Source organism: Gemmatimonadota bacterium (genome assembly GCA_040388625.1).
Classification (GTDB): Bacteria; Gemmatimonadota; Gemmatimonadetes; order Gemmatimonadales; family Gemmatimonadaceae; genus Fen-1247.
In genome coordinates, this window is sequence record JAZKBK010000003.1 from 617,644 (window position 1) to 623,817 (window position 6,174).

The following is a 6,174-nucleotide window of genomic DNA, read 5'->3' on the forward strand; positions in this document are numbered from 1 at the left end:
GCCGGCATCGCCTATTCTATAGGTATGCATCTGGCAGTGCCCGGCCGACGGCCGACGAGCAAGACAGTCGCCCTCGACCGGTCGCTCGAAGCCCTTCCCCTCTTCCGCCTCAGCGACTCGGCGGACGAGGGTGCCATAACGTACACCCCCCCGGGGGGTGGCCGCTGGCGCGTGCTGCCTGCACCCGGCGACAGGCTACCGGGTACCTTTGATCAGGACGTTTACGTCGAGATCCTGCACCGCTTCGGGGAGGCTGGCTTCCCCGCCGATGGTGTCGTTCGCTTCACGCTTCACTCGTTCCTCCGATCGATCGGCCGAAAGGTGGACGGCCGCACCTACGAGCAGCTCAGATCCGCGTTGAACCGGCTGGAGCGGACGAGACTTGAATCGAGCGGCGCTTACCAGATTGCTTCCGAACGACCGTTCGAAGGGACTTTCACCATTCTCAGCTCGGTCACGATCCAGCGGCGCCGATTGACGGATCGGGACCAGCTGGCGCTTTTCTCAGCACTTTCGGCCTCGGAGCCTGGCGACGCCCGGGTAGTCGTATCACCGCAGCTTCGCGCCAACATCGCGGCCGGCAACACCATCTCGCTCTCGCTCCAGCAGTATGGCAGTCTGTCCAACCCGGTCGCTCGCCGGCTCTACCGTCTGCTGGCAACGGCCAGATCGCAGGACCACATAACCTGGCGCATCTCTCTTGGCCTATTGGCTTCGCAATTGCCTCTTACTCAGCGATATCCTTCTCATCTGCAGCGGGTATTACAACCGGCGCACGAGATGCTTATCGCCGCGGGACTCCTTAGAGACGCATCGTTTCACCAGCTCGACCGTGAGTGGCACGTGGACTACGTGCTGGCAACACGGAACACTATAGCCCCGTAGTTTTACAACCACTATGCGTAAACCTCGCGTCCTACACCTGGCCGTCCTCGGGACGGTCGTGCTCCCCCTCGTTGTAGGGGCCTTTGTCTATCAGAAGCACGAAACTGTCGCCAGCGCTCAGCTGCTCGACGAAGTGCTTAGAATCACTGCCTCGCGCTACGTCGATAGCGTCGGCGCCAATGCGCTCTACGAGAAGGCCGCAACCGGCCTCGTGAAGGAGCTGAACGACCCCTATTCCGTCCTGTTCACCAAGAAGGAATTCGACCAGTTCAGCCAGCAGACGGGCGGCAAGTACGGCGGAATCGGCATGGAGATCGCGCCGACCAGCGGCTTCATCACCGTGCAGCGCGTATTCCCGCACACGCCGGCGTCAGCAGGCGGCGTGATGGAAGGCGACAGGATTCTCCAGATCGATACCGCAAACGCACGCGGCTGGACCAGCGCCCAGGTATCGGACAAGCTCAAGGGCGATCCCGGCACCAAGGTGAGTGTCAAGTTCGGGCGCGCCGGCGTGGCCGATCCGATTCCGGTGACGTTCACGCGCGCCATCGTACACATCCCCGCAGTTCCATTCACGCTGGTGTTCGGAAACGTCGGCTACATCCCGTTGCAGCAGTTCAACGAGACCGCGACGCAGGAAGTGAGCGACGCGATCTCCGACGTCACCAAGGCCGGTGCCAATCGCATCGTCTTCGACATGCGCGGCAACCCGGGCGGCTTCCTTGACCAGGCGATCTCCACCAGCAACCTGTTCCTCCCGCAGGGCCAGTCCATCCTGAGCGTTCGCGGACGCACGGGTGAAGTCGAGGCGTACAGCGCGACCGACGCGCCCAAGGAGCCCAAGATCCCGATAGTAGTGCTCGTCGATGGCCATACGGCATCCGCGTCGGAGATCGTCGCCGGCTCGCTGCAGGATCACGACCGCGCGCTGATCATGGGCACCACGTCGTTTGGAAAGGGTCTCGTCCAGAGCCTCTTCAAGCTGGATGGTGGCTACGCGCTCAAGATGACGACGGCCAAGTGGTATACGCCGAGTGGCCGGTCGATTCAGAAGGAACGCAAGCTGCTGCCGGACGGAGAGTTCGTGGAAGTCATGCCGGACTCGCTCGAGACCGACTCCATGCGTCGTGCGCGTCCGCAGTACAAGAGTGACGCGGGCCGCATCGTGTACGGCGGTGGCGGCATCACGCCTGACATCATCGTCAAGCCTGACACGTTGAGCACGCCGGAGCAGGACCTGCTCAAGAGCCTCGCGCCAAAGTCCCAGATCTTCGCGCAGGCGATGCAGGATTACGCCGCCGAGATGAAGGGCAAGGTGAAGCCCAACTTCACGGTGACGCCGGAGATGCGGAACACCTTCCTCGCGCAGTTGAAGAAGAAGGGTGTCACGGTCGATTCGACGTTGCTTGCGAAGGGCGCCGGAACCGAGCTCGACCGCATCATCGGGCAGCGCATCACGACGATGGCGTTCGGCGATTCCGCGGCCAAGCGGAAGTATCTCGATGACGACAATCAGCTTCAGAAGGCGATCGCGGCACTCAAGGGCGTACAGAACACGCAGGGACTTTTCGCTCTGGCGCAGAAGGCGCAGGGCATGGCATCGAACCGGTAAGCCGCATCGAACAACGCGCCGTGACAGACGAAACTGAAGCGCGCGCGGCCGAAGTCAGCGTGATGCGCCACTCGCTGAGCCTTGCAATTCTTGCATTGCTCGCGGTGGTCTACACGCTGTACTTTGGCCGCGCGTTTTTCATCCCCATCTTCTTCGCCTTCGAGCTCAGCTTTCTGTTGAGCCCGGCGATCAGGTGGTCGCGGAGAGTACTGCACGTTCCCGCGCCGCTCACAGCCGGCGTACTGATACTCGCGCTCGCCGGCGGCCTGGGCCTCGGCGTGTACGAGCTCGCGGCGCCCGCGCAGGGATGGCTCACGTCCGCGCCAGCGACGCTCAAGCAGGCCGGCGACAAGCTCCACAAGATCATGAAGCCGATGGAGCAGGTGTCGCGCACCGCCGAGCAGATGGACAAGGTTACCAGCGTATCCGGCAATGGCACACCGACGCGCACCGTTGTTGTGGCGGGACCGAGCATGGGATCGCGCTTTTTCGGAACGACGCAGAGTATCATCGGGGCGTTGCTCGAGGTGCTCGTACTGCTCTTCTTTCTGCTGGCAGCGGGCGACCTCTTTTTGCAGAAGACGATAAAGGTTGCGACGGGGCCAGGGAGCCAGCAAGTGGCGATCGAAGTGGCTCGGCAGATCGAGGCGTCGATATCGCGTTATCTCGTGACGTCGGCGTTGCTCAACGTCGCCGAGGGTGCCGTGTTCACCGGCATCATGTATCTGCTCAAGATGCCGAACCCGTTTCTGTGGGGCGCACTTGTAACCTGTCTCGAGTTCATACCGTACATCGGCGCGCTCACGCTCGTTGCGATTCTCACCATCGCATCGCTCACCGTGTTCGACAACGTCGCGCACGCGCTGATCGTGCCCGGGAGCTTCGTCGCGCTGAACATGATCCAGGGCAACCTTATCGGGCCGATGGTGATGGGCCATCGTCTGTCTCTCAACCCCGTCGCGATATTCATCGGAGTCGCGTTCTGGTGGGAGATCTGGGGGATCGCCGGCGCATTCATCGCGGTCCCGATGTTGGCGTCGCTCAAGATAGTGTGCGATCATGTAGAGTGGCTTTCGGGCGTTGGCGAGTTCCTCGGCCAGCGCGACGCGGATGAGCGACGGATCGCGGTACGACCCGCAACAACGTGAGAGATGGCGACTACGAAGAAGAAGACAACGGTAAAGGCGGCTGGAAAGACGGAGAGAAAGTCAGTAAGCAACGCACCTGAGAAGTTCACCGGATTCAGACCTGCGGCACTGACCTTTCTGCGCGGCCTGGCGCGGAACAATAAGCGCGAGTGGTTCGAGGCGAACCGGTCGCGATACGAAACTGAAGTCAAGCGACCGCTGCAGGTGCTGGTCGAGGAGATCGACGCGCGGCTCGGCGAGATTGCGCCGGAGATGGTGGGGAATCCCAAGCGGTCGATATTCCGGATCTATCGCGACGTGCGGTTCTCGAAGGACAAGTCGCCGTACAAGACAAACGCTGCGGCGTGGTTCTATCATCGCGATGCGGGGCATGCTGTTGGTACTGCTGCCGTGCACGGTGGAGCTGGGTTCTATTTTCAGATCGCACCGGGGGAGTGTATTGTTGCGGGCGGGATCTGGATGCCACCTGCGGCCGCCTTGAAGACACTGCGTGAAGCAATCGCGGATGATCCGGATGCGTTGAGATCGATACTGCGGCAGCCTGCGTTCAAGCGCGCGTTCGGTGCGTTGAGCGATGAGGCGGTGTTGAAGCGGACGCCGCGCGCGTTCGATCCGGAGCATCCTGCTGCTGACCTGTTGCGGTACAAGTCGTTCACGGTGAGTCGCGAGCTTTCGGAAGACGACATGTCGAGTGCAAAGCTGCCGGACACGGTTGCGAAGCAGTACGCGACGATGTTGCCGTTGGTGCGCTGGCTCAATCGCGTGCTCGGGCTTCCGGCGCACAGCCGGCGATAACCACTCCCGCGCAATACAGAGAAATGAGCGCCGTGATGACGCCGAGTGCGCAGAGCGGCGCGGAGTATGACCGGGCGCGGGAATTGGTGCTGGAGTATGGGTGGAATTCAACTGCGTACCAGATACTGAATCCTGGGTTCGAGCTCTGGTTCTCGCGGTTGCATCCGGCGGTAGTTGGGTATGTACGAGCTGGCGGGCGACGAGTGGTGGGTGGAGCGCCTGTTGCTGCGGATGCTGACCTGCGCGACGTCGCTGAAGAATTCGAGCGCGATTCCCGTGCGGCTGGTGCCGGCGTCGTTTACTTTGGCGCGGAAGAACGTCTCGATGCATTGTATCGCGGGACGAAAACGCACACCGCGATATTGCTCGGCGCGCAGCCGTCGTGGGATCCGTCAGACTGGGCTGGGATCATCACCACACACTCTTCGCTGCGCGCGCAGTTGAATCGTGCGCGGAACAAGGGTGTGAGCGTTGCGTTGTGGCCGTCGGACCGGGCTGAGCATAATCCCGAGCTCAAGACGTTGCTTCAGGAATGGCTGGGGACGCGAGGGTTGCCGCCGCTGCATTTCTTGGTCGAGCCGGAGACGTTGGGGAATCTTCGGGATCGACGGGTGTTTGTCGCTACGCGCGACGGAGTGCCGGTGGGGTTTCTGGTTGCGTCACCGATACCGGCTCGGCGCGGCTGGCTCACCGAACAGTTCGTGAGGGGGCATGGGGCGCCGAATGGGACTGCGGAGCTGATGATTGACAGCGCTGTACGGTGGGTGGCGGAGCAGAGGGCTGACTATGTGACGCTGGGACTGGCGCCGTTGTCGACGAGGGGTGGGGATCTTACCAGTCACTCACTTTTGATTCAGATTGGATTCAAGTGGGTGCGGGCGCATGGGCGGCGGTTTTACAACTTCGAGGGGTTGGATTCCTTTAAAGCGAAGTTTGCGCCGGAGAGGTGGGAGGCGGTGTTTGCTCTTGCGAACGAGTCTCGATTCTCGGTGCGATCGCTGTATGCGATAGGATCGGCGTTTACACAGGGGAGGCCGTTTAAGACGATTGCACGCGGGCTGATTCAAGCCGCGAGACAGGAGTTGCGGTGGTTGCACCGAACCAACTGATACGCTTGGCATGCGGCCCGGTCACTGGAGACAGGGCTAAGCTACAGGTGGTTGCTACTCTAGATTCATGGGGTTCAAAAAGCCTAAAGTTGAGTGCTCCAGCGTGGTTGGCAAAGTGCTCGATGGAGCCAAGCACATCGAGGGGAGTACGTCTCCTTTCGATACATCTATCGCGCAGTGCGCGCTCCTGGAGCATCACTGTAATAGTTGACTTGATCCTACGATGTTATATAGGCAAGCCTTGCGACTTCGAAATAACAAAAGAGAGCCAAGTGTATGGACAAAGGCGCACATTACCATCGATGTGATTTTCAAGTTCATACGCCTCGTGATCGCCAATGGTCCGGCAATGGCGCGGTGAGCGACGACGAGCGCAGGGCGTACGCACGCGAATTCGTCGCCGAATGTCATCGCAAGAACATTGATGCCGTAGCAATCTCCGATCATCATGACATGGCATTTGTCAAATACATTCGTGATGCGGCGACCACTGCCGAAGAGGATACAGGACGACCGCTTATAGTGTTTCCGGCAATGGAGCTAACGCTCGGAGTACCGTGTCAAGCGCTCTGAACTTGCCCCGATTTGATGGACGCCTCAATAAGCCTGATATTCAGGCAGGAGG

6 protein-coding genes are annotated in these 6,174 nt (G+C 60.8%); all 6 read left to right on the plus strand.

Features of this window, described 5'->3' with window-relative positions; translation table 11 throughout:
• Positions 1-24 precede the first annotated feature (24 nt).
• Entirely contained in the window at positions 25-885 is an 861-nt protein-coding gene (locus V4529_08415; GenBank protein MES2358356.1) for a replication initiator protein A, read from the plus strand.
• A 13-nt stretch (positions 886-898) separates the two neighbouring features.
• Positions 899-2,497 carry a S41 family peptidase gene (locus V4529_08420; GenBank protein MES2358357.1) on the plus strand — a complete coding sequence of 533 codons (1,599 nt, stop codon included), beginning with the start codon at positions 899-901 and terminating at the stop codon, positions 2,495-2,497.
• 20 nt (positions 2,498-2,517) lie between these two features.
• Positions 2,518-3,645 carry an AI-2E family transporter gene (locus V4529_08425; protein ID MES2358358.1) on the plus strand — a complete coding sequence of 376 codons (1,128 nt, stop codon included), beginning with the start codon at positions 2,518-2,520 and terminating at the stop codon, positions 3,643-3,645.
• A gap of 3 nt (positions 3,646-3,648) precedes the next feature.
• Positions 3,649-4,440 carry a DUF2461 domain-containing protein gene (locus V4529_08430; protein ID MES2358359.1) on the plus strand — a complete coding sequence of 264 codons (792 nt, stop codon included), beginning with the start codon at positions 3,649-3,651 and terminating at the stop codon, positions 4,438-4,440.
• Between the two features lie 23 nt (positions 4,441-4,463).
• Positions 4,464-5,549: a DUF2156 domain-containing protein gene (locus tag V4529_08435; protein MES2358360.1), complete on the plus strand. Its 1,086-nt coding sequence runs from the start codon at positions 4,464-4,466 to the stop codon at positions 5,547-5,549.
• 276 nt (positions 5,550-5,825) lie between these two features.
• Positions 5,826-6,122: a hypothetical protein gene (locus tag V4529_08440; protein MES2358361.1), complete on the plus strand. Its 297-nt coding sequence runs from the start codon at positions 5,826-5,828 to the stop codon at positions 6,120-6,122.
• The last annotated feature ends 52 nt before the right edge of the window (positions 6,123-6,174 follow it).